Origin of the sequence: Nostoc sp., from assembly GCF_036916575.1 — a bacterium.
Taxonomy (GTDB): domain Bacteria; phylum Cyanobacteriota; class Cyanobacteriia; order Cyanobacteriales; family Nostocaceae; genus Nostoc.
In genome coordinates this window covers 1-24,573 of sequence record NZ_JBALGC010000048.1, presented here as the reverse complement: position 1 = coordinate 24,573, position 24,573 = coordinate 1, and the positions used below count along the sequence as shown (strand labels likewise).

Annotated in this window: 22 protein-coding genes; 11 read left to right on the top strand and 11 right to left on the bottom strand. The window is 42.5% G+C overall.

Annotated features, from left to right (window positions below; all coding sequences use genetic code 11):
• Positions 1-589, top strand: a 589-nt coding sequence (locus V7L29_RS11745) for a tetratricopeptide repeat protein (RefSeq protein WP_334735568.1), incomplete at its 5' end; no start/stop codon positions are given.
• A 516-nt stretch (positions 590-1,105) separates the two neighbouring features.
• On the opposite strand, the gene mnmA is transcribed toward V7L29_RS11745, so the two are convergent.
• Complete coding sequence (mnmA, locus tag V7L29_RS11740; protein WP_334735569.1) at positions 1,106-2,161, bottom strand: tRNA 2-thiouridine(34) synthase MnmA; 1,056 nt, start codon at positions 2,159-2,161, stop codon at positions 1,106-1,108.
• 387 nt (positions 2,162-2,548) lie between these two features.
• Here mnmA and V7L29_RS11735 point away from each other — a divergent pair, with 387 nt between their 5' ends.
• Positions 2,549-3,466, top strand: a complete 918-nt coding sequence (locus V7L29_RS11735) for a hypothetical protein (protein ID WP_334690100.1) — start codon at positions 2,549-2,551, stop codon at positions 3,464-3,466.
• 247 nt (positions 3,467-3,713) lie between these two features.
• The gene (locus V7L29_RS11730) at positions 3,714-4,598 is read left to right on the top strand and encodes an alpha/beta fold hydrolase (RefSeq protein WP_334735567.1); all 885 of its coding nucleotides are present in this window, start codon (positions 3,714-3,716) and stop codon (positions 4,596-4,598) included.
• Positions 4,599-4,853: 255 nt separating this feature from the next.
• Here V7L29_RS11730 and V7L29_RS11725 read toward each other — a convergent pair whose 3' ends face one another.
• Entirely contained in the window at positions 4,854-5,081 is a 228-nt protein-coding gene (locus tag V7L29_RS11725) for a hypothetical protein (RefSeq protein WP_334691882.1), read from the bottom strand.
• A gap of 721 nt (positions 5,082-5,802) precedes the next feature.
• Here V7L29_RS11725 and V7L29_RS11720 point away from each other — a divergent pair.
• Positions 5,803-8,181 (top strand): AAA family ATPase, encoded by a 2,379-nt coding sequence (locus V7L29_RS11720; protein ID WP_334735566.1) that lies wholly within the window; start codon positions 5,803-5,805, stop codon positions 8,179-8,181.
• A 174-nt stretch (positions 8,182-8,355) separates the two neighbouring features.
• Positions 8,356-8,898, top strand: coding sequence for a Uma2 family endonuclease (locus tag V7L29_RS11715; protein ID WP_334691884.1), 543 nt, complete (start codon positions 8,356-8,358; stop codon positions 8,896-8,898).
• 39 nt (positions 8,899-8,937) lie between these two features.
• Here V7L29_RS11715 and V7L29_RS11710 read toward each other — a convergent pair whose 3' ends face one another.
• The gene (locus V7L29_RS11710; protein WP_334691885.1) at positions 8,938-9,750 is read right to left on the bottom strand and encodes a class I SAM-dependent methyltransferase; all 813 of its coding nucleotides are present in this window, start codon (positions 9,748-9,750) and stop codon (positions 8,938-8,940) included.
• A gap of 210 nt (positions 9,751-9,960) precedes the next feature.
• Here V7L29_RS11710 and V7L29_RS11705 point away from each other — a divergent pair, with 210 nt between their 5' ends.
• Entirely contained in the window at positions 9,961-11,913 is a 1,953-nt protein-coding gene (locus tag V7L29_RS11705; protein ID WP_334735565.1) for a serine/threonine-protein kinase, read from the top strand.
• 69 nt (positions 11,914-11,982) lie between these two features.
• Positions 11,983-12,726, top strand: a complete 744-nt coding sequence (locus V7L29_RS11700; protein WP_334735564.1) for a DUF561 domain-containing protein — start codon at positions 11,983-11,985, stop codon at positions 12,724-12,726.
• 103 nt (positions 12,727-12,829) lie between these two features.
• Here V7L29_RS11700 and V7L29_RS11695 read toward each other — a convergent pair whose 3' ends face one another.
• Positions 12,830-13,978 (bottom strand): DegT/DnrJ/EryC1/StrS family aminotransferase, encoded by a 1,149-nt coding sequence (locus V7L29_RS11695; RefSeq protein WP_334691888.1) that lies wholly within the window; start codon positions 13,976-13,978, stop codon positions 12,830-12,832.
• Between the two features lie 327 nt (positions 13,979-14,305).
• Here V7L29_RS11695 and V7L29_RS11690 point away from each other — a divergent pair, with 327 nt between their 5' ends.
• Positions 14,306-15,082 carry an ABC transporter permease gene (locus V7L29_RS11690; RefSeq protein ID WP_334735563.1) on the top strand — a complete coding sequence of 259 codons (777 nt, stop codon included), beginning with the start codon at positions 14,306-14,308 and terminating at the stop codon, positions 15,080-15,082.
• Between the two features lie 362 nt (positions 15,083-15,444).
• On the opposite strand, the gene V7L29_RS11685 is transcribed toward V7L29_RS11690, so the two are convergent.
• The 5 genes from V7L29_RS11685 to V7L29_RS11665 form a co-directional block, all read right to left on the bottom strand.
• Positions 15,445-15,744 carry a chaperone modulator CbpM gene (locus V7L29_RS11685; RefSeq protein ID WP_334691890.1) on the bottom strand — a complete coding sequence of 100 codons (300 nt, stop codon included), beginning with the start codon at positions 15,742-15,744 and terminating at the stop codon, positions 15,445-15,447.
• Entirely contained in the window at positions 15,741-16,706 is a 966-nt protein-coding gene (locus V7L29_RS11680; RefSeq protein WP_334691891.1) for a DnaJ C-terminal domain-containing protein, read from the bottom strand. The genes V7L29_RS11685 and V7L29_RS11680 overlap by 4 nt, the downstream gene beginning before the upstream one ends.
• Positions 16,707-16,727: 21 nt before the next feature.
• Entirely contained in the window at positions 16,728-17,039 is a 312-nt protein-coding gene (locus V7L29_RS11675) for a hypothetical protein (RefSeq protein WP_334691892.1), read from the bottom strand.
• Between the two features lie 144 nt (positions 17,040-17,183).
• Positions 17,184-17,426 carry a bacteriorhodopsin gene (locus V7L29_RS11670; protein ID WP_334691893.1) on the bottom strand — a complete coding sequence of 81 codons (243 nt, stop codon included), beginning with the start codon at positions 17,424-17,426 and terminating at the stop codon, positions 17,184-17,186.
• Between the two features lie 297 nt (positions 17,427-17,723).
• Positions 17,724-19,487: a hypothetical protein gene (locus V7L29_RS11665; protein WP_334735562.1), complete on the bottom strand. Its 1,764-nt coding sequence runs from the start codon at positions 19,485-19,487 to the stop codon at positions 17,724-17,726.
• Between the two features lie 643 nt (positions 19,488-20,130).
• Here V7L29_RS11665 and V7L29_RS11660 point away from each other — a divergent pair.
• Complete coding sequence (locus V7L29_RS11660; protein ID WP_334691895.1) at positions 20,131-21,357, top strand: succinate--CoA ligase subunit beta; 1,227 nt, start codon at positions 20,131-20,133, stop codon at positions 21,355-21,357.
• A 287-nt stretch (positions 21,358-21,644) separates the two neighbouring features.
• Positions 21,645-22,526 carry a succinate--CoA ligase subunit alpha gene (locus V7L29_RS11655; RefSeq protein WP_334691896.1) on the top strand — a complete coding sequence of 294 codons (882 nt, stop codon included), beginning with the start codon at positions 21,645-21,647 and terminating at the stop codon, positions 22,524-22,526.
• 210 nt (positions 22,527-22,736) lie between these two features.
• On the opposite strand, the gene V7L29_RS11650 is transcribed toward V7L29_RS11655, so the two are convergent.
• Together V7L29_RS11650 and V7L29_RS11645 are read right to left on the bottom strand one after the other, a co-directional pair.
• Positions 22,737-23,009: a hypothetical protein gene (locus V7L29_RS11650; RefSeq protein WP_334691897.1), complete on the bottom strand. Its 273-nt coding sequence runs from the start codon at positions 23,007-23,009 to the stop codon at positions 22,737-22,739.
• Positions 23,010-23,100: 91 nt separating this feature from the next.
• Entirely contained in the window at positions 23,101-23,487 is a 387-nt protein-coding gene (locus tag V7L29_RS11645; RefSeq protein ID WP_334735561.1) for a transposase family protein, read from the bottom strand.
• A gap of 252 nt (positions 23,488-23,739) precedes the next feature.
• Here V7L29_RS11645 and V7L29_RS11640 point away from each other — a divergent pair, with 252 nt between their 5' ends.
• Positions 23,740-24,420 (top strand): RibD family protein, encoded by a 681-nt coding sequence (locus tag V7L29_RS11640; protein WP_334735560.1) that lies wholly within the window; start codon positions 23,740-23,742, stop codon positions 24,418-24,420.
• Positions 24,421-24,573 lie beyond the last annotated feature (153 nt).

The window sequence follows — 24,573 nt, the reverse complement described above, 5'->3', positions numbered from 1 at the left end:
CCTTGACCGACGTGAGGAAGCTTTACAACGCTACGATACCGCATTGTCATTTTACCGCGACACTGGTTCTCGCTTGGGGGAAGCTAATACATTAAAAGCTATTGGCGATGTTTTGCAGTTCCTTGACCGACGTGAGGAAGCATTACAACGCTACGAAACCGCTTTGTCATTTTACCGCGACATCGGCGATCGCTTGGGGGAAGCTAACATCCTGCAAGAATTCGGTAAGTTGCAAGAAAATCCCCAGCAAGCACTAGAATATCTCCAGCAAGCACAAAACCTCTACATCCAAATTGGCGATATCTACAGCCAAAGTCGTAATCTGCTGTTTATCGCCGATGCACAGTTAAACATGACAGACTCAGACGCTGCAATTAATTCCTTAACTGATGCGGCTGAACTCGCCACCACCATTAACTATGCACCAATCCAAGAATACGCCCAAACTCGCATAGCTGAAATCAACTCTACACCCACACCAACAGGGGGAAGAAAAGAGAGATTCATCCAATTTATCCAGCAGCGTTGGGTAAAATTCGCGTTTTGTTTTCTTGTTGGCTTAATTGCTTTTCTACTACTACGCCGCTGAGTCAAAAATTAGTAAGGAATATCTTTGGAGAAAGGGGTATATCTGCGCGCACCTTTTCCATTATGAATATATTACCCTGTCAACTGTTAAAAAGTCAACAGTTGCTTTACTCCAATTAAATATTAAAATTGGTGATTTTAGAGTTACCCGTTGAGCGTTTGACAATTCCCTAAAAAGCTGTTGTTCCGAAAATCGTGATTTTTTGCTTCAAATCCTCATTTTTTGCTGAAAGTCGTGACTTTTTAATTCAAATCTTAACTTTATGCTTTAGATCGTGATTTTTTTCCTTAAAATTGTGATTTTTTCCTTAAAATCGTGATTTTTTCCTTAAAGTCATGATTATTTTCTTAAAGTCATGATTTTTTCCTTAAAGTCATGATTATTTTCTTAAAGTCATGATTTTTTTCTTAAAGTCATGATTTTTTTGATAAAAAACTCCACCCATAAAAGGATGGAGTTTCCCGCCGCTTTCAATGAAAAGGGGAAATTTTAGCATTTCCTAAAACACAGTTAGGTTCAACTAAATTGTTCAATTATTCCGCCACCTAACACTTTTTCCCCGTCGTACCACACCGCAGCTTGTCCGGGAGTGATGCTGAATTGGGGTTCATCAAACACCAAACGCACGCGGGAGTTTTCCAAAGGAATCACCGTCACAGGTGTCGCCGTTGAACGATAACGAATTTGCACTTCGGCATGAATTGGGGTGGATGGTTCAGCAAGAGAAACCCAGTTTACCCGATTTACAGTGCATTCAGGCTGAGTTACCTTAGTGCGATCGCCTACTACTACTTTATTATTTTCCGCATCTAATTCAATCACATACAGTGGTTCGGCAGCAGCAATCCCCAAGCCTTTGCGCTGGCCAATGGTGTAGTGATGGACACCATCATGCTGCCCCAAAACTTTGCCTGCAACATCTACAATATCGCCTGTTTTGGGAGCTAGATATTTATCCAGAAATGCCCGCATGGAACCGTTACTTTCCACTAAACACAAGTCTTGACTTTCTGGTTTATCAGCAGTTTTCAGTCCGTATTCAGTCGCAATTCGGCGCGTGTCAGTTTTTTCGAGTTCGCCCAGAGGAAATATAGTTGCTGCTAGTAAATCTTGAGACAAATCATAGAGGAAGTATGACTGGTCTTTGTTGCGGTCAACAGCCCTTAATAACTGGTAACGTCCAGTTGCTTGGTCATAGCTAATTCGCGCATAATGACCGGTGGCAATGCGATTGCATCCCAGTTGTTCATGGGCATACTGCACCATTGGCCCAAACTTCACCGTTTTATTGCACTGAGAACAAGGCAAAGGCGTGATCCCAGCACTGTAACCAGTCACCAGGTAATCGACAATATGCGTCTCAAAGAGATCCCGAATATCCACAACCTGATGGGGAACGCCCAGTTGTTCACAGATATCAGCCGCGTCAATCATACCTTCAGAGCAACATTGACCTTTGCCTTTCATTAGCCAAAGAGTCAAACCAATCACTTCATAGCCCTGATGGTGCAGGATAGCTGCGGCGGTGGAACTGTCAACGCCACCAGAAAGACCAACGACGACTTTTTTCATACAAAGCACGACACGATAGCTGCGTGGTTGTCCAATTGTAGCACACACTCTTCAAAGCCTTGCTACCAAAGCACTTCAGTTTATGAGGAAGCAAATAGCGATCGCTCTTCACTCCGTTATCACCGAAGAGAACTGGGTAGGCATTCTTCTTCTCTCCCCTGCTCCCCTGCTCCCCTGCTCCCCCTGCTTCCCCTACTCCCTCTACTCCCCCATCACCCTTATCTAAGATTAGTTACAGATGCATTTTTTGCCACGCAGATGAGCTAATTTTACGTTAACGCTATATAGTTGCTACAACGGTGAACTAATTAGTTCCTGATGGAAATTGCCTAGAAATACTTTGACTACTTTGCGACTACTATGTGGAGAGGAATACCAAATCAATTTATGCCATTTCAGATGCTGCGCCGAACTTCTGAGGGTTGGAAGCCCACTAGCAGACTTCTCCCCTTGTTAGTGGGAGGATGGTTAGTGCTGATTCCCGATTCTATCCCAGCACAAGCACAAATCCACAACAACGTGCTACTGGCTCAAGAAGCAGGTGAAATTTTACCGCCACCACCAATTCCCTTTGGTCAACAGCCATCACCGCAGTTACAACCAGTCCAAGCAGTACAGGACAATCAATTTGAGCAGAATTTTCAGCCCTCGCAACCATTACAGGACAATCAATTTGAGCAGAACTTTCAGCCCTCGCAACCATTACAGAATAATCAAATTGAGCCGAACTTTCAGCAGCCCTCTCAATCTGCACAATTTAGTCAATATAACCAGAACTTTGAGCGTTACTTAGTTTACGTAGATGGTAGTGATTTCCAGACGCTACAAGCAATCCGTCGGATCGAACCCAGTGCTTACATTCGCCAGTACCAAGGACGGAATATAATTCAGTCAGGAGTTTTTAACAGAGTATCTAACGCCCAACAACGGGTGAGTGAGCTACAGTCACGAGGCATATATAGCGCCCGGATTATCAGCTTCACTAACGGACAGGAAATAGATGCAGGCAATAGAGACTTTGTAGGCGATCGCAGTAATATAAATGCTACTAGGCGAGCCTCTAGATATTATGTCGTCATTCCCACCACTTCAGAACAGTTACCTGCGATCGCAGCCCAAATTAGGCAGAATATAGCCCGATTTAGCCAAGATTTAGGACGATCTGGCGGAGTCCTCGAAAGGACGCAACCACGAGGGCCACACGTAGCAGTCGGGCCTTTCCCTGAGCGATTACAAGCTCAGGAATGGAATAAATATCTGCGAAATATAGGATACGGTAATGCCAGGGTTTACTACGGAAAGTGAAGAAGTTAGGAGTTAGGAATAGCCCTTTGAAGGTGGGTAGAAATTTTAGTCAATAAATTCCTCTTTAACCTCTTGTCTCTGTATTCTCTGTGCCTCTGCGGTTGAATAAATTAACGTGAGTTCGACGGTTGATAAAGCCTAAAAATTTTGACAGGTATAGGTTTTAAGAATTAAGGGACTTGAAAGAGTCCTGAGTTTATTAAGAATATGGAGTTTATCCTATTACAATGCGGATTGGTACAAGTAGATGAACAGCACCGATAGGGCAGCAGATTGGACTGCTAGCGAGGACAATAACGGACGTGCAGTTAGCTCTAGCAAAATTCAACTGGATGACCATTCAACTACTGTCCTCGATACTGGCGGTAGCGGGTTACCTATGGTGCTGCTGCATGGGGTGGGATTTGACAGCTGGATGTGGAAGCAAGTCCTTCCTTACCTGCCAGCAGAACGGCGGATTGTCACCTACGATCTGCGCGGTCATGGTACAGCCCGTAACGCAGGCGGTTCTCTAACATACAAGCAGCTGGCTACTGATTTAAATATACTACTCAACCACTTAGTTATTGCTCAAGCGGAAGTTATTGGTCTTTCCTTTGGCGGTGAAGTAGCGCAAGCATTTGCGCTGGCATATCCAGACCGCCTAGCTGCTTTGAGCTTAGTCTGCACCCGTTCAAGTCCTTTTCCTCCGTTTTTGACCCTAGCTAGTAAAGTCCGTCAGGAAGGGATGGCAGCAGTTGTTGATGTATGTCTTGCCCGGTGGTTTGGCAGTGCAGCCTTAGCAGTCAACGACGGATGTGCTATTGACTACGCCCGCAGCCAAACAGCGAGCGCTAACCCAGAAGTCTGGGCCAAGGCGATGGAATTGATTGCTGGTTTTGATGTTATGGAACGCTTGAGTTCAATTACTGTTCCAACCCGTGTGATTGCGGCAGAACTGGACACCGTTGGTGCTGTCGAGCATATGCAGGCGCTCGCCAGTCAGATTAGTGGCTCTGTCTTTTACGTTGTTCCAGGCGGACACCACCTTTTGTGCTTTCAGTGTCCAAAGACTTTGGCTCACCTACTGGGGCATAAAGCAAATCCAAATAACACTTTGAAAACTGCTGTTTGGGAAAAAAGCGAGCGGTAAGGGAGCTGAGAGCGTAAATATTTCCAGACTTATTCTCTTCTCTACCTTGGGCTGCGCTATCGGATCAGAACTTTGTAAGAGAGGAGCGTCACTTTGCAAGACGAGTAACCATTCAAAATGGTGCAAGAGCAAGGAATATAATTCTTTTGAATGAGTGACTTCCGCCTTGCGGTACTAGGAGTTAGGAGCAAAGCCGGAGACGTTTTCATTTTTTTGGCTGCCACCTGACTGCGATACTCCCCACTTCCTCGATTCTTAACGCAGGGATTCAAGAATTACTGCTGTTGTAATTAAACACAACAAGATAATTCCCAGTGGAAGCAAAAACTGCTGTAAAACGTACATCAGTATAGGTATGATTTGTAAAATACCTAAACCACTGGATAGAACGTAAGCGATCGCAATGCCAAATAGCACCAACAAGAAATATTTCAAGGATTTAGAAGCAAAGCGAAATAAAAGTGTATCCTGATTTGTGTGCATAATTTTACTCCCGAAAGTAGCTGATTTTTTAGCAGTAAATATTCTTTTTGATTAGTCATTAGTCATTGATAAAGAGTTTTTTGGTACATACCTTGCTCGATTAGTCGGCGAAAAAAACTTTCTTGACTTCAGACTCATTCAAACTACGCTCGATTAGTCGGCTTGCTGTCTCACGGAGTTTTTTACTAATAACTAATGACTCTCGCGAAGCGTTTTGATGACAATCTTTGTCTAACATTATTGAACCTTTTGTAGGGTAAAGACTTACATACTTAGTTGTAAATACGTTCTACAGAATCTAGTTAGTTAATACCCATTGCCTGTTTAGTAGACACCACTCTCATAAGTCTTTAATATGGGACAGTCACAAGTAATATCAAATCCGTTTGTATCGGAATTATTGCTCTTTCCTCTCCCTCTACACCCTCAGCGTCTCTGCGGTTTTTTAATCATTCAGATGCTACAGGATCTGAGATAACATCTGTGATTTACTAAGCTTGCAGTTGTAGCGCTCTCTAAATCTTTCCTCAACCACCTTTTTTTGGCGCTTAACTTAACTTTGCCTGTATTAATTACAATAGTAATACAGTCCATAAGGCTTTGCAGTTGGATAAAGTAAGTTTCCTACCGAGTAGGAAAAAGTATTTTGTAGTATGGCAAGTAGGAAGAAGTAGTAAAAATATAGTTATAATGAATTACAAATGATACATCAAGTTAGCAAATGGGTGCAGAAGAAGCCTTAGAGTTTGTAAATAACTTGGTTTTTCTGAAGACGGGAGAACACTTAGATAAAACTCAAAGGATTATCTTGCGTCATTTGTGGGAGGATGAAAAGCGGACTTACCAGGATATTGCCAACAGCCGTGGTTATACAGAAGCGCATTTAAAAGCAGTTGGTGCAGAACTTTGGCATTTACTATCAAAAGTGCTAGAAGAGAAAGTTTCAAAATCTACCTTCCAAGGCGTGGTTCAGGGATTTATAACAACCGAACAGTCGCAAAAAATCCCCCAGATTCCCAATTCAGCGGGCAATGACGCTAAACCCCAAGATTTAGATTCTAACTTTGTCGGGCGCGATCGCCAAATAGCCGATCTCCACACCCTTATCAGTCGGGGAGCAAAAGTTATTCTTATCCAGGGTGAAGGTGGTGTTGGTAAAACCACCTTAGCACGCAAGTATTTTAAAAATCGAAAGTTTAATTTTATACTGGAACTTTGGATGGCCACAGAAATCCAAAATATCACTCCTGTAGAGAGTGTGGTTGAAGAATGGCTGCGACGAGACTTTAACGAAGAACCGGGAGGCGATTTTGGGATTAACTTGGAGCGACTACGACGGAAACTGCGAGAGCAAACTGTTAAAATCGGGGTATTTATCGACAATCTAGAAACTGCTCTCGATAAAAATGGCAAGTTTCTAGAATATCGTCGCCCTTATGTTGAGCTATTGAGAGTATTAGCAGATCCCGATGTGCATTCAGTTACTCTAGTAACAAGTCGTGAGCGTTTGCGTGAGTCTAGTGTAGAGGTTCATCTTTATCCACTCGAAGGTTTAGATGATCAAGCATGGCGACAATTTTTTAGTCGTCACCACATCAATTGTGATTCTATTATTCTCACTGAAATGTGCAGAGCTTATGGAGGTAACGCCAAAGCAATGCAAATTCTCCGAGGAGCAATATTGACAGATTTTTCTGGTGACATAGATGCTTATTGGCAGGAAAACTGTACAGATTTATTAATAGAAAGAGAACTAAAAGATTTAGTCGCCAGTCAATTTACCCGCCTTCAAGAAAATGACTTAGAAGCCTATCGCCTCCTGTGTCGTTTAGGATGCTATCGTTATCAAGATATTCCTTCATTACCTATCGAGGGAGTTTTATGTTTGCTTTGGGATGTACCAGAACAAAAACGTAGAGGTATAATTAAGGCTCTGCAAGACTTGTCTTTAATAGAAGCAAAAAAAGGACAATACTGGCTGCATCCGGTAATTCGTGATGAAGCGATTAGTAGGTTAAGGTTAGTCAGTGAAGAATGGGAATTAGTAAACCGAAAAGCCGCAGAATTTTGGACGCAACGAGTTGCAGCCATTAAAAATATCATAGATGCTTTGACCGCTTTAGAAGCTTATTATCACTATGTAGAAATTAGTGATTTTGAGCAAGCTGGCGATGTAATTTTACAAGGGCGAGGTGAACAGTGGAGTATAGGATTGCCTTTGGGTTGCTCGTTTTACCAACTGGGATTACTTCAGAAAAGCTTCTCTGTAATTAAACGGATAATAGACGATATAAAATCGCCAGAAAGATTAATTAAACTTTACAATATCCTTGGGTATACATATCGAATTATCGGGTGTATTCGAGAAGCTATAGAATGCTATGAAAAATCAGGAAAAGTATTAGGCAAATTAGATGTCAAGCAAACACAAATCTCTATTTTGTTCAATACAGGGCTTTGCAAACTTGAATTATGGGAAATAGAAGCAGCCGAAGATTGTTTCAATTCTGTTTGTAGCCTTGCTGAACAAAATAGCAACCTTGATGATTACATGGCATATGCTCAATGCTGTCTAGCTTTGATAAAATCATGCTCTGGTAGCAGAGAAGATGCTTTCCATCTTGCTGAAGATGCTTTTTCTGCTATGTCATTATCAACTAAAGTTACTTTATGGGGAATAGGGCATAGTTTAGTAACTCTCTGCTTAACTTATAAAAATTTAGGTAATCTTAAAAAATCCTTTGATTTGTGCCAACAAGCTATATCTCATGCTGAAGAAAACAACTTTACCCAAATTAAGGCTAAAGCTATCAGTTGTCTGGCTGAACTATTTCGAGAACAGGAAGAATTTACCAGAGCAATTTTTCATCATTCAGAAGCAATAGAAATTCTTGATAAAATCGGTGCTAAATCAGACTTAGCCGAGGCTTATTATCAGTTGGCATTGACTCATAAAAAAATGGGTGAAATTGATCAGAGTCGGGAAACTTTTGTACAAGCGATGTCTGCGACGGGCTACGCCTACGCACTTTTTAACGAAATGCAAGCACCCAGGCAAGTTGAGAAAGTACAAACAGCAATGGAATGTTTTGAAAAATAAGCAATAATATTCGATTTTACTGCTTATTCTTGTTTTTTCACGATACAGCAGAACATAGGAAATCTTTGGAGTGACAGGTTTGGCGATGACTGGGAAATTCATGGGGCGATCGCTCCTAAAGAGGTCTGTTGTCTCCATAATATAGATACCAGAAGTGTGATAATTAGAGGTTTTATGTCCCTAACGCTTGAAGACTTGGAAAAAATGCAGCAACAGCACCCTGACTATCGCATGGAACTAGTTAAGGGTAATATTATTGTCATGAGTCCATCAGGATACGAATCAGATGAAGTTGCCGCTGAAATGGTAGCCCAGTTACGTAACTGGGTTAGACCGCGCAAACTGGGACGAACAGCAGCTTCTAGCGCTGGTTTCAGATTGCCAAATTCAGATTTACGCGCACCGGACGCCTCATTTGTTTTAGCCGAACGCTTGCGTCGCAGTCCGAAGTCTTTTGCTCAATTGGCTCCCGATTTGACTGTAGAGGTGAAGTCCCCTAGTGATAATTTAGAGGATCTGAGAGCCAAGATTCAAGAATTTCTAAGTTTGGGAACTAAGGTAGGAATTTTGCTCAATCCAGATGAGCGAATTGTTGAAGTTTACAACTTTGGACAAAAGGTAATAATACTTCGTGATGGCGATATTTTAACAGTTCCCGAACTGCTCCCAGGATGGGAAGTACCAATTGCAGATTTGTGGCCTCTAGAGTTTGATTAGGATAGTGGTAAAAGACCCTACAGATATAGATAGATGGAACTAGAATATCGGGTTGCTATATAATCCTTTAACCTTTAGAAGTTTAAAAACTACTGAATAGGGACGTGTTTTAGAATTGAAAAGCTTCCGGTCGTTTTCTGCAAGATGATATTGCTCTGGGGTAATTCTTGGTTCTTCAAATTCGTCCACAGAAAAACCTGCTGCTTTGAAGGCTTTCCAGTAATCGGAAAGAGGACGGTGAAACCAGATAAATGGTGTTGTAAAATGTTTCCAAGGTTCGTCGTTGCGTTGTGTCCTTTCAAAGTAAGAAGAAGCCCAACCATAAAAAACTGTTCCATCCTCATTTACAGTCGTCGAGCTACCTTGGGGAAAGCAAGGATGTGAGAACACAAGGATTGCAATCCCACTAGGCTTAAGAACACGATTGAATGCCCTGATTGCTCCTTCGAGATCAAGCAAATCCATGAGAACGTAATTCGAGATGATAATATCAAATTGCTCATCTGGAAGCGACTTGAGTTCAGTGCATGAATCCAAATGAAAATCTATATCTAGATTCTTTTGGCTAGCTTTGAATCGGGCAATTTCTATCATCTGAGGTGAAAAATCTACAGCAGTTACACTGGCCCCTTTAAGGCAAAGCTGGCGTGCTAGATATCCCGTGCCACAACCAGCATCAAGGACAGACAATCCCGCAACATTACCAGCAAAACTCCATACTACTGGATCTGAGTTCAGAATTCGATTGCTGTCACCATCCTCGCCAACTTGAATATCCCAGTCTGTAGCTTTATTATCCCAGAGTTCAAGTATTTCTTTCTCCTCAAACTTTGCCATTATTTCTTCAGTCATGTGTTTTTCTTGAAAGGCATAACTTAATTATTTTCGCATAGGCATTTACTGAACTTTATGACGTATAGTGGCGCTATGCTGCATTTAATACCTAGCTGAATTAGGACAATAAGCTCCAAAAGCAAAATTTTACAACATAGCGATCAGAAATACTAAGGGATGCACAGGAAGTACTTATCATAGATTACAACGGGTGATAGATGCCTAACTATGAGCTACTGCCTCAATCTCAGTTGCATGAAGCCCCTCAACCCTAATGGCATAAATTTTTGTCAAAGTTGCGGGACAAGATTACTACCACGGCTACGAAACCGCTACCACATTATTCAACCACTGGGAGGCGGCGGATTTGGCAGAACTTTTTTGGCAGAGGATGAAGACAAGCTCAAAGAGCATTGTGTAGTTAAGCAGCTAGCACCCCAAGTCCAAGGAAGTACCGCTTTGCGTAAGGCAACGGAATTATTTCAAGAAGAAGCACGGCGTCTGCAACAGCTAGGAGAACATCCTCAAATTCCCACTTTGTATGCTTATTTTGAGCAGGATAACTATTTATATTTGGTGCAGCAGTTGATCGAAGGGCAAACTTTAGGGCAGGAGTTACGACAACAAGGAATTTTCAGTGAAGACAAGATTTGGCAAGTCTTGAGTGAATTATTACCTGTTTTGAAGTTTGTCCACGAACATCAGGTAATTCACCGCGACATTAAGCCAGAAAATATTATCCGTCGCCAAAGCGATTGCAAGTTAGTGCTGATTGATTTTGGCGTTGCCAAGCAGTTAACTACAAATTCTTTGGATAATACAGACACGAGTATTGGTTCTTATGGCTATGCGCCAATTGAACAAATGAAACTGCGTCGCGCTTATGCGGCTAGCGATTTATTCAGTTTGGGTGTGACTTGCTTTCATCTGTTAACAAGAATTAACCCCTCTGAACTCTGGGCTGAAGAGGGCTACGGCTGGGTAACACACTGGCAGCAACACGTGAGGTTGCCAATATCTGCATCCTTAAAAAATGTACTAGGTAAGCTGTTACAAAAAAATATCGAGGAGCGTTACCAGTCAGCGGATGAAGTCCTCCTGGATTTGGATTCAAGGTTGCAGCCGCTATCAATGGATCACTATAGACCCCCATCTGCTCTACTCGCCACTGTTGCACCGCCATCTGCTTTACTCGCCACTGTTGCACCGCCGAAAATCCAGTGGAAAAGTAAACTGCTGGTGGGGGGTGCTGTTGTGCTATTAGGGTTAGGGGGATATATATATTTACGAAGCTTGGCGTCTATCACAACTCTAACTGGGCATTTAGGTGAAATTAATTCCCTGGCTATGAACTCTAACTTTTTAAGTAATAAGCTTGCCAGTAGCAGCGATGACAAAACTGTCAAAATTTGGAACATCAAAAGTAGGCATGAAATTCGTACTCTTACCGGGCATTCCGACTGGGTTTATGCTGTTGCTATCAGCCCAGATGGAAAGACTGTTGTCAGTGGCAGCAAGGATAAAACTATCAAAGTCTGGAATTTGAATACTGGTAAGGAAAGCCGCACTTTGAATGGTCATAAAGACTTCGTTAATTCTGTTGCTATCAGCCCGGATGGTGAGACTATTGTCAGTGGTAGTTATGACAAAACCATCAAAGTCTGGAATTTGAATACTGGTAAGGAAATACGTACTCTTACAGGGCATTCTGGGGCAGTTTTATCCGTTGCCATCAGCCCGGATGGTAAGACTATTGTCAGTGGCAGTAAGGATAAAACTATTAAAATCTGGAATTTGAATACTGGTAAGGAAATAAATACCATTATGGGGCATTTAGGCGATGTGAATGATGTTGCAATTAGCCAAGATGGTCAGATGTTAGCTAGTGCTAGCGATGACAAAACCATCAAAGTGTGGAAACTGGACACAGGCACGGAAATACGCACCATTACGGGGCATTTAGCTGATGCAAATGCGATCGCCTTCAGCCCAAATGGGGAATATATTGCTAGTGGTAGTGATGACAAGACTGTAAAAGTCTGGCAACTGAACACAGGAGAATTAATACACACCTTTAATGGACATTCAGCCGAAGTTTATGCGATCGCTTTCAGTGCGGATGGCAAAACTTTGGTTAGTGGCGGTAAGGATAAAACTATCAAAATTTGGCAACTGCCGTAGTAATTTAGTCTCTCATTAACTAAGGAACGGTAGAATATACCTAATTTTCATAGCTTTAAAAGCCCAATCATGACGATGCATTCTCCACTCCAACGTGCATTTAATAACCGCCGCGTTCTGAAAGTGATCAGCGGCTTAAATAACTTCGACGCCGCTAGCGTCGCTGCGACTGTCAAAGCTGCTGAATTTGGCGGTGCTACTTTTGTCGATATTGCCGCTGATCCAGCCTTAGTCCAATTATCTAAAAGTTTGACAAAATTACCAATTTGTGTATCTGCAGTAGAACCAGAGAAATTTGTGCAAGCTGTGGCAGCTGGTGCTGATTTAATTGAAATCGGGAATTTCGATTCCTTCTATGCTCAAGGACGCCGCTTTGAGGCTCCAGAAGTGCTAGCGCTGACTAAGCAAACCCGCGCTCTTTTCCCGGAAATCACTTTATCTGTCACCGTTCCCCACATTTTGGAACTAGATCAACAGGTACAGTTAGCAGAAGAACTGGTGAAAGCTGGAGCGGACATTATCCAAACCGAAGGCGGTACTAGCAGTAACCCTGTTCACCCTGGAACTCTAGGATTAATTGAAAAAGCTGCTCCCACCTTGGCAGCAGCTTTTGAAATTTCCCGTGTGGTGTCAGTGCCAGTATTGTGTGCTTCAGGCATTTCTAACGTTACCACACCATTAGCGATCGCTGCTGGTGCTGCTGGTGTTGGTGTTGGTTCCGCTATCAACCAACTCAATAGCGAAGTAGCAATGATTGCTGCTGTGCGTGGCTTAGTAGAAGCCTTAGCGACTGCAAATGCAGTAATCAGTTAGAGTGATCAGTTATGAGTGATCAGTTGAAGAAACCTATTCATTCAAAACTCCTAACTTCTAACTTTTAACTCCTGTACAGACGCGATTAATCGCGTCTCTACTCCTAACTCATAACTTCTTTCAACGCATAAATCACCTGGTCTTGCTGTTGTTCTGTCAGTTCTGGGAATATAGGCAAGGATATGACTTCATGGCAAGCTTGCTCTGCTATTGGGAAGTCCCCAATTTTATAGCCCAGACTTTGATAAACTGGCTGCAAATGTAAAGGGTAGGGGTAGTAAATCATTGAACTCACGCCCTGCTCTTGCAATTGACTACGCACCCAATCTCGATATTTGGCGCTAGAACCATTTCGCCCTTCGCCAGATATGCGAATAGTGTATTGATTCCATACCCCAATACCCCCAGGTAATTCTTGGGGCGGGACGATCCCTGGAACTTGACACAAATACTGATAGTAATAGTTGGCGATATCTCGGCGGCGATCATTCCAAATATCTAAATAACGCAGCTTAATCTGCAAAATAGCTGCTTGGAGAGCATCCAAGCGGCTATTTACACCGATTTCTTCATGTAAATATCTAATTCTACTACCATGATCCCGTAGTATTCGCAGTTTAGTGGCGATCGCTGGGTGATTAGTCGTTATTGCTCCGCCATCGCCGCAACCACCAAGATTTTTGGTAGGGTAGAAACTAAAGCAACCAATATGTCCAATACTTCCTACTTTTTGATCAGCCCAAATTGCGCCTGTAGACTGAGCGCAATCTTCAATTATTGACAAATTGTGAGACTGAGCGATCGCCACCAATGATGTCATATCCACAGGTTGTCCAAATAGGTGAACCGGGATAATCGCTTTGGTTTTGGGTGTAATCGCCGCCGCTACTTGCTCCACATCCAAATTAAACGTAGTCGCGTCAATATCAACAAAAACAGGCTTTGCACCCACGGCGCTAATCACTTCAGATGTAGCAATAAAGGTGAAAGGCGTTGTAATCACTTCATCGCCTGCACCAATTTCCAAGACTCGTAACGCTAAGTAGAGCGCATCAGTACCAGAATTACAAGCCACACATTCAGTAACAGTATTATAAGCTGCAAACTGTTGCTCAAAGCCTTCGACTAAGGGGCCACCAATATAGCGGCCAGAAGCCAGAACCTCTAATACAGCTGCACTTACTTCTGCTTCGATAGTGGTATATTGCTGCTTGATATCAAAGGCAGGGATGGGATTTACACTTTGGATCATGAGTTCTCATTTTATCGGGAGATACAAAGGATGCACTTCGACAGTCAATTTTTGCTAATTGAATTGTTAATCAAAGAGGAGCTACTAAAAGACTATTGCCCAAGATACGCATCTATTAGGGTTTTTACTGAAATTGTGGGGTGGGAAACTACCGCACATTTAATTTACAGATAGTAGATATACTAGGTGTTTGCCATGTTAAAGTCATATCATTTTGAATTTTGAATTGATGAAAGTGATATATATCAACCAAGATCCAACACATCGGATCAAAGTTCCAGGTGTGTGGACTGCTTTGAGAAGAAAATACCAAAAGATAGAGAACCCATGCCGGATCTAATCAAGCTGGATTTCGTGGATTTAGCTATTGCTGTGGGATTGATGGCGATCGCCATTGGTTTATCTGCCTGGGAAAAATTAGGATTAGAGTTGAACTTAGCCCTTGCTACTGGGAGAACTATCTTACAACTTCTTGTATTGGGATACATTTTAGATTTCATCTTGGCTTTAGACAATGCTTGGGCAGTTTTGGCACTATTAGCAGTCATGCTGACAATTACGGCGATTGTCGCACGAAATCGCGTGACTCCAAAAATTCCTCGTATGTTGCCTTTGGTATGGGGTGCAATTTTAATTAGTACCGCCCTGACAGTGCTTTACACCAACTTCTTGATCATTCAACCAGAGAGATGGTATGAACCACAGTATATAATTCCTTTAGCAGGCATAGTCTTAGGTAATGCTACCAATGCAGCTGCGATCGCAGGCGAGCGTCTTGTCAGCACCATTAACTCCAGCCATCTCGAAATAGAAACCCACCTAAGCTTAGGTGCAACTCCAGAGCAAGCAGTTAGCCAGTACCGCAAAGACGCCATCAGAGCCGGATTGATTCCCACTCTCAATCAAATGATACTCATAGGTATGGTCGCAATACCAGGAATTACCACCGGACAATTGTTAGCTGGTGTGAAACCTTTGGATGCTGTATCCTATGAAATTTTGATTATGTTCATGGTTGCTTTCGCTAACTTGTTGACAACACTTTTAGTCACGAAGGGATTGTCTGGTCAATTTTTCAATTCTGCCGCGCAGTTGGTAAGGTGAAGGGATTAATCCACTAGCAGAAACAGGGTGTAGTGTTCTAGATTGCATTGTGCTGTCGTTCGCGTTAGCGTTACGTAGCAAGGGTTTGCTGATTTCTTTAATTATTCAATACCTACTTTTAGACCAATACGGTTCTAGTTAAGGCTTAATTCTTTGTCAAAGTCAATTTTTTTAACGAACCGCAAAGGACGCAAAGAACGCAAAGGAAGAGAAGGAAGAAATGCTTAACTGAACTGTATTGGTCTTAAACCTATTTATTCATCCACAGCTTCGGTCACAATTCAAAGCGATCGCCCTCTTTATCCACTAAAACAGTTTCGACCGTGCCAACTTTTTCATATCTAAATATTGGGTGGTGTTTTTCAAGAAGATCGCAACGCTTTTAGTTGTGCCCGTAATTGGGCAATTTCAGCCGCCATATCCACGACCATTGCCGCTCCTACCAGATTTAGTCCCAAATCCTGACGTAAGCGTTGGATTTGAGCAATTCGCGCAATTTCTCTTGAGTGCAGCATTGAGCCTTTCGGTTCGATCAATCCGAGTTGCACAAATCGTTCAATTACAATCGTTGAAGTTTGGGTCACTGAAGCTGCATACTCAAATGTATAAAGGCGATCGCCTTCTTGGGAAACAACTGTACTAGAGATGCTAAACTCGCTCATAACGTCACTCCTTCTAATGCAGTACGTGGGTTAAAGCTGCTATTAACCTGAATCTTTTCATAGCAATCCTGCTCAATTTCGCTTAACTCTTTGGGGGACACGATCTGAAGTTTCACAATTAGGTCACTTCGCCCGCCTTTTGGTTGCGTCCAGCCTTTTCCTCGCAGCCGCAGCGATTGACCAGAACGCACGCCTTTAGGAACACTCAACGTGACGCGACCCTCCGGCGTTGGTACTTGAATTTGAGCGCCTAAGACCGCCTCATCTGGACGAATCGGAACTTCGCATGTTAAATTGTCACCCGAAAATTGAAAAAACGGATGGGGAAGCAGCTCGATTGTAAGATACAAATCCCCTCGCTGTTGAGAAAAAGGGCTGGGGCGACCTTTGCCTTTAATGCGAATTCGACTACCCGGTTTAGCACCTGCGGGAATACGAACGTTAATGGTTTCATCATCCAACTGCAACCGCTTTTGAACGCCATGAAACGCTTCCGAGAAAGAAAGCGCGATCGCAGCTTCGGTATCGGGTGCTGGTGCTTGGCTGCGAAATGGGCCAAAGTCATCAGCCTGCCCAGTCGAGGTGCGGTAATAAGTTCCTCCTGCTCTTGTCCTGCCCCCTAAACCATCCAGCAAATCATTGATAAAGTCATTAAAGTTGCTATATTGGTCAAAATCCTCTGTATACGTGCTAGTTCCTCTAGGAGGAGTGCCGCTGACCTCCGCTTGCTTCCAGTACTGCCCAAAAGAGTCATACTTTTCGCGCTTTTCTGGATTTGATAAAACTTCGTTGGCTTCATTAATCTCTTTAAATTTTTCCTCGGCTTCTGGATTGCCAGGATTCACGTCAGGGTGATATTTACGGGCAAGTTTGCGGTAAGCTCGCTTAATGTCGTCAGGAGTTGCAGTTTTGCTAACTCCCAAAATGTCGTAATAATCTTTGAAATCGGTTGCAGTTGGCATGATTCGATACTCCAAATCCGACTATTCTGCACTCGGAACATCTTTTGTTAGTGACAAGTCTTTTTCGTCGTTGAGTTGTTCAAAGTCTACAGGGTAATCTCCTGTGGTTGTAAATTTTGCTTCTGTTGGATCGTCTGTGTCTTGATTTCCAGCAATGTTTGTGGCTGCTGGCTGCTCAATTACAGAATCATCTATTTGTGTTCCTGCCTCTCTTTGGGCATCTAATAACGCATTGCCTCCAGCATAATGATTTTGTCTTGCGAGGGTTTCTTGTGCTTCGGCTGCTGCTTGATTGGGAACTGCTCCTTGAGCCGCCATTGATTTGTCATCCACGATTGCAATCTCCTAAATTACAGTTTACCTTGTGCGTTTTAGCCAACAAAATCGGCATCAATCACATCATCATTGTTTTGTTCAGTTGGCTGATTTGTGGAATTTGGATTGCTAGTTGCTGCGTTAGCTTGGGCGTAAACGGCGCTACCGATTTGCATGATGCATATACGAGTGAACAGCTTCCATGATGCGATCGCTGTTGCTGGCTTGTGCTAGAGTTTCATTGCTAGCTGATGTGAAAATAAAACCAAAGCCCACCTTGGCACACAGGTCTAAAATTGCGTAGACTCCAGTCTCAACACCAGGATTGATTGGGCGGAACCCTTCCGGCCCGAAAATCGATACAATTGGATAACAAATCCACAATACGATAAGTACATTAGGCAACCCACAGCCAAAACTGAGTCATATTATTACCAATCAAAGATTTATTGTGAAAACTATCTTGTTGATAGCTGTGACTTTAATTTAGAGAATGGTTATAGCTCTTGCCTCCTACTATTGAGATAAAAAATGTCTATAGCTCAAGAAATAGAAAAATTTTCTAATAAATAATTAGAATTTGTCATTGACAAAGAATACAATATGTGTAGCTAGAGAATGCGAAAAAACAAGCGATGTCTAGGTTGGGTTACGCCTAAGCTAGTTACAAAAGACTATATTTTTAACTCCTAACCTTTCTATTTACCCACCTAAAGTCCGCGTATAAATTACCTGACCTTGGGAATCATAGAGGAAAAGGGACAGGTTAGCATTGTCACTAATTACAGCTAAGGCTTCCCGTAAGATTTGCAAGTGATTAGTAACATCAACAGCAGTATCCGAGTTCTCAGAATAAGGATTAACCAAGTTATTTTGCCTTAGTTGGTCATACTCAGGCGTTAACCGGACAATAATCCTTGTGTTGTCTATGCTAAATGTGCAAATCCGAATTCTATTAATACAAGTTTTATCCAGGTCGGTGCGGGTTTGTTGCAAACTATTAACAACTTGTAGTTTTTCTTGTGCTTGTTTGAGGGCTGCTGAATAGGGTTCAATCAGGGACTGAGCCTGAGTGTAGTACAAGCTATCTTGGGAAATCTGTTTAGCAGTTTGCAAAGCCTGATCCCAGTATGTCGCTGCTGCTTGCCATTGGTTTTGTTGCTGATATACTTTGGCTTGGTTGGCGGTGCTAACGGCTTGTTGGTAGGTTTTAACAGCAAATCGTTCTTTAGTAGTGCGATCGCGTGCCGCGACTAGTTTAGGTTTATATTCTATCAACAGTTTTTGGGCTTGTTGGTATCCAGGGCTAGTCTGGGGAATGGTGTTCAAGGCATTAACTACCACCAGCCAGGTAGACTGCACCTTTTGCCATTCATTCAAGGATTTAGCAGTAGCTTCCCGATTCTCGGCTGCATTGGCTACAGCTTTTGCTGCTGTTAGTTTTTTTAGCCATTTTTCCTCAGTAAATATCTGCTGATTTACAGCCTGCAAACGGACACGATAATTAAGTAATTTCCCTTGCGCTAGCGCATAGAGTTCACTCTTGGGACTTATAGTTTCTAGTGGCGCTATAGCCTGTCGCCATAAATGTTGCCTAGCTTGTAATTCCTCTAGGCTATATGCGGGAGTTTGAACTTTTTGTGTCGCCAAAGACGCCGTCTGCAAAGCCTTGACCACCTGGTTGATTTGTTCTGAACGCCCAGACAAACTTGCTTTTAGTTCTTCTGACACCTGGTAATGGGGTGACCAACTAGGAATTGTGTTCAGGGCTGCGCTGGCTGCTGCAAGTTGCTGTTGTATAGCTACTAATTCTTTTTCAGACTTGGCGTGGCGCATCAGTTGCGGAGATTTTGTTTTTAATTGCTCGGCGTTTTGTATTTCTTTACACTTAGACATCACACAAGGGCGAGTTAAGAAGTAAGCACCACCGCCTAAGACTACAATTCCCACCAAGGCTGCACCCACTAGGATGGGTTTGATTCGGAATGCTGGCTTTGAAACCGACAAATTCGGCACATCTGCAAACCGGTCAAACAGTTCTTTCTCACTCTCATCGACTGATGGAAAATATGTTAGAGCTGATGAGGGGGATGAGGAAGATAAGTCGGATATTGCTTCCCCTGCTCCCCCAGCTTCCCCTGCTTCCCCATCCTCCCATCCCCCCGTTTGCTTCAACACCAAGAAACATTTGGCATAAGGGAGTTGTTCACCAAAAACTCTCAGGAAACATTGCACCCGCTGCTCTTTATGGGGTGCTAGAGACTGAAGTACTTCCTTAATTACTGCAAAGATGAGTTGAGCCTCAACTACTACATCTAATGTGTGTTGCGTTAAAATCATTAGCTCGTCTTTATTGACGGCACACTTAACCTCGAAGACTTCAGCAGTTGAGACTTTTACAAGTAATTGTTCCTGCAAAGTTTTAGCTAAAAGCTGTAAATCTTCCTGCTGGACTGCTACTTTCATAGAGCTTTCCCGCTGAACTTCTATATTGTTTTGATTATCTTTAAGGGGATGAAATGAACTTTTTAGGTTTGTTGAATGCAAATGCACAGTTTAACCAACCACAGCCTGAAAATCTGAACGACCAACTTTTTAACACAAATTATGACTTTTCACCAAAAATTAAAAAAGCAGTTATTGTTCGCATCACACATTTTTACAGCACTAAATGCAAAATTAAATAATCTCTCTTCAGATATAAATTACAAATAAAAAATGGGAATAATAAAGTTTTTGAGTATTTTACTGGATTATTTGGCGACAATTAAATTCACAATAGCTACTGTCCTGCAAAATTCTAGTTGCAGAGCAGTACAAATTTATCAAAGGTTAAGGAAAAGATGCTATGTCAGAGGGTTTTGACAGAAATGGTAGTTATCTTCTATGCTGGAAAACTTACTGAGGAGATTAATTACGTGTTGTGGCTCTGGCACAAACAGGTTGGCTATCAAAATTAATGTACCTAATTATGCTGAATTCGATAAAATTGATCCGTGAAAAATAAATTTTTATAGCTAGCAAAAGCTTAATTCTGGAATAAAGGTGCTGCAAAATATTAAGACAGCACTGACTAAAGGCTTGGAAAGTGTCAAGACAAGGTGTATCAATGGATTTATTAGAGTACCAAGTTAAAGAATGGTTTGGGAAGATAGGCATTCCTGTATTGCCTTCCCAACGAATTGATCATCCTACAGATTTGAAACGTTTAAAAATTCGCTTTCCGATTGTACTGAAATCTCAAGTACATGGAGCAGAACGGGCAAAGGCTGGTGGAGTCAGGTTTGCGGAGACGACAATCGACGCGATAGCAGCTGCTCAAAATATCTTTAGTTTACCAATATGGGGCGAATTGCCGGAAGTTGTGCTGGCAGAATCCCAATACGACGCCAACCAGGAATTTTATTTAGCGGTGGTTTTAGACACTGCTGTCTGCCGACCGGTACTTTTAGGTTGCAAAGAAGCAGACATCGATTGGGAATCGGCTGGGGAAAGAATGCACTATGTCGTCGTAGAACAGGAATTCTCGCCATTTTATGCCCGACGACTGGCTTTGAAAATGGGTTTGCAGGGGACGCTGATGCAGTCGGTAAGCAGCGTTGTCCAGAAGATGTACCAGTTATTTGTGCAAAAAGACTTGGATTTAGTCGAAATAAATCCCTTAGCAGTCAGCGCTACTGATCAAGTTATGGCTCTCAATGGTAAAGTTAGAGTCAACGAACGGGCGATCAAGCGTCATCCCGATCTTGCCGAGATGGCGGCAAAAATTATCAGCCGTCATACCAGTACTGAAATCAATGGTATTTTGGGTGACTGGGATGGTGTAGAAATGCATGGGAAAATCGGTATTTTAGGTAATGGTACTGGTTCAGTGATGACAACTTTGGATTTAGTCGCTAATGCTGGTGGCAAACCAGGTGTTTGTTTGAATCTACGTCATGCTTTCCTCACAGATACTACACCAACTACCTTCCGCGATCGCCTAGAGACAGGTCTGAAAATCCTGGAGGCTGACAAAAGCATTCAAATAATACTAATTAACTTTCTGGGTAGTATTCCTCAAACTGAAGAAGTGGCTGAAGTTATAGCCAGAGTTGTGCAGCAAGACAACAGTGAACTTAAATCACAGGTTGTACATTCTAATGGTAGTAAAAGTCAGCGAGAACTGAATTTTTCACCCTTGGTTGTCCGTCTTGCTGGTTCTGAATTTAATGCTGCTAGAAAATATTTAGCAACACTAAAAACTCACAGCGATGCGCTCCTCGTGGTAGAAAATTTAGATGAGGCAGTGGCGGCAGCAGTTCGTCTTGCTAAACCAACGGTTAATAAGAAGTAACTGTCATTTTCTTCCAATTCCAAAATCAAAAATGATTATTGACCGTTTGGTATAAAAATTTTAATTTGATGCTGAAACCTAGTACAGCTTTACTTCTTGGGAATAAATTATATAGTGCATTCAAACTGAATATTGCTAGCAAGAGGCGGGTTTACCGATTTTTGGATCAGCCTGAAGACGAGTTTTTGTAATTTCAGTAAAAATTGAATCAATACGGCACTGGAAACATGTCGTTTTTGTACCCATTGGTATAAAGCACTGGGTTGCCAAACTTACGGTAATTTTTTATGAACCTAACGCCAGACAGCAAAGTGTTAATTCAAGGCTTTTGTGAATTTATATCAAGCACTCATGTTGCTCAAATGAAAGCTTATGGGACGAATTTGGTAGCCGGTGTCAATCCTGGATGTGGCGGACAGGAACTGCATGGACTGCCAGTACTTGACTTAGTAGAAGAGGTAATAGAACAATTTGGGGCAATTGACACGACAATTATCTGTGTAGATCCTTACGACGTGCTAGATGCGGCATTAGAAGCGATCGCATCTGATATTCGCCAGATCATTATTATCACCGCTGGCGTGCCGCCTTTGGATATGGTGCAATTACTCCGCAAAGCCGAAGCCTGTGAAACTTTGGTAGTCGGGCCAAATAGTCCGGGGATCATTATGCCGGGGAAAATTCTTTTGGGTACTCAACCTAGCGAGTTTTATACCCCTGGTTCAGTGGGAATCGTTAGTCGTAGCAGCACCCTCACCTATGAAATCGCCTATGAATTAACAAAAGCAGGTTTGGGGCAGTCGATTAGTGTCAGTATTGGTAGTGATGCGATCGTTGGTTCCTCTTTTCTCCAATGGCTGCAAATTCTCGATGAGGATGAAACTACAGAGGCGATCGTTTTAGTCGGTCAACCTGGTGGTGGTAGTGAAGAAGCAGCAGCCCGGTACATTGCTGAGGCAATTGATAAACCAGTAATTGCCTACATTGCAGGCCGACAAGCACCACCAGGAAAAAGTTGGCGTCAAACTGGGACTTTAGCAACGGTTATCGGACGTGATCCTAATTTTGGCACAGCCCAAAGTAAATTAGCTGCTTTAAAAGAAGCGCAAGTTCCAGTAGCTGAACGTCCTTCTCAGATTCCAGAATTATTGAGAAAGGAGATTAACTAATTACTAATTGGTCATCAATAGATGTTACACAAAGCGAAGCAATAATCGAGCTTCGTCTGCCAGTTTTAATGCATGAGTAATGGCGATCGCTCTTGATTGTGATAATCTCGTCAAAAGTTCGCCCAAAGCGTTGCTCAAGTCAGCTGTGACGAGATTCGTTGTCTACTAGCTTTAACAACCTCCCTGCTATTAGACCAAAATGAAGTGCCGCTACCGCAGCATAGGTAAAGCGCACCACACGCTCATGGCAGACGGCTTTGTGATTGCGAAGCAACGGGGGGCTACTAAGTCGCCAGTCAGATGATCGAGAATTCCTGATGTATATATCAACGCCTCGCGCTGCCAGTAATTCCAGTGTGTGGAGTCTTGAGAAGAATTGAAAATAGAGCCAGCATCCTCTGGTTGTAAGTGCAAAATCTTCAGAATGACCGACCAAGATAATTGTTCGCTGCGTTCGTTAGCAATATCAGTGATGCACTGCAAACCAGCTGTGACGTTATTAATAGACCTCTTGCAAAAGTCAGTTAAATAGATTCAGTTTGACAAGACGAAGCTCATAGTTATACAAACAAGCTTAGAGATTAAATCTTAAACTAAATCTTTTTCTCCGATTCCGATAACGGTCAGACAAAGTTTTAAATATCTTCAGTTTTCGATTGATATGCTCACCTAAAACTCGGACTTTAGCTAACTCTTGATTACTCTTTTTTTCTTCACGGCTTAGTTCACTACCCCGAGGTTTATTTTTTGGTATTCGGCTGTTTGCATGAAGTTTATGAATATCTTGATATCCTTTATCTCCCAAACATTCAATATCTTTTTCTAACCTAATTTTATTGTTTTCAAAGATGCGAAAACTATGATATTTTCCCTTACCATGTGCTGTACACAATATTTCTCCAGTCCATTGGTCTACAACAACCTGAAATGTCTGTGGGATAAGGTTTTCGGCCCATGTCACCCGATTCAAATATGACGACTGTCTTTTTTAAAATACCTGTCCTAAGGAATCATTGCGGTGCTCTTTATTTTTTATTTATAAACACCCTCTAAGTTGTAAAAAATTGACCTTTGCGTAGAGGCAATCATCCAACAACAATTCTTTTACGACCTTGAGCCATAGCTGAGAAAGTGATTTAAAGCATAATGCAACAACTATTCATGGCAAAAAATTCAAAAAGGTAAAATTATAAAGAACCGTCAGAACGTAATCATGTCAACTATCCAAACAACTGTGGTTCTTGCCATGACGGCCGATGGAAAAATTAGCGCCGTAGATCCGAAAGTGCCTCGTGAATCCGATCCAGCTGATCAAGCACACCTGGAGTATCAAGTCTCCCTTGCTGATCTAGTCCTGGTAGGAGCAGGGACGATTCGGGCTGAGGGGAGAACCTTTACAATTCGCAATCCCGAACTGCTAGCAGCACGTAAGGTTAGGGGTCAGTCTCCCCAGCCCATTACCTGCGTTGTCTCAGGTTCACTTGACCTATCGCTGGACTTGCCTTTTTTGAGCCAGGACATTGAGCGATGGATATTTACAACACGGACTGGTTTAGAGCGCAGTTCTGATACAACAACCTTGCAAAAACTGGCTGAATTAATTGATTTGGGAGATACAAACCTGGACTGGGATCGGGGCTACAGCTTGATGGCAGAGCGGGGTATTCACAAGGTCGTTGCTTTAGGAGGCGGCTCTTTAACAGCTGCTCTAGTAAAAGCAGGGCGAATTGACGATTGGTGGTTGACAATTTGGCCCGTCATTTATGGAGGAAAGCACGCCCCTAGCCCAGTGGAGGGAGAAGGTTTTGTTCCCAATGCTGCTCCTCATCTCCAACTCGTCGAAACTCGTCAGGTTGGAAGTGAGTTGTTTTTGCACTACCGCGCACTCAACTGAGAATGCGCTGCCAGAATTAAGCACTATTATTGTTGATACTAAAAAGCGCCCCCCCTTTCGGGAGAGCGCTTTTTGATGAAGGCTAAACTTTACTATTTAACCGTTGATAGCAGGAGCACTTAGAGCTACAGGAGCAAGATCACCAGCAGCCAA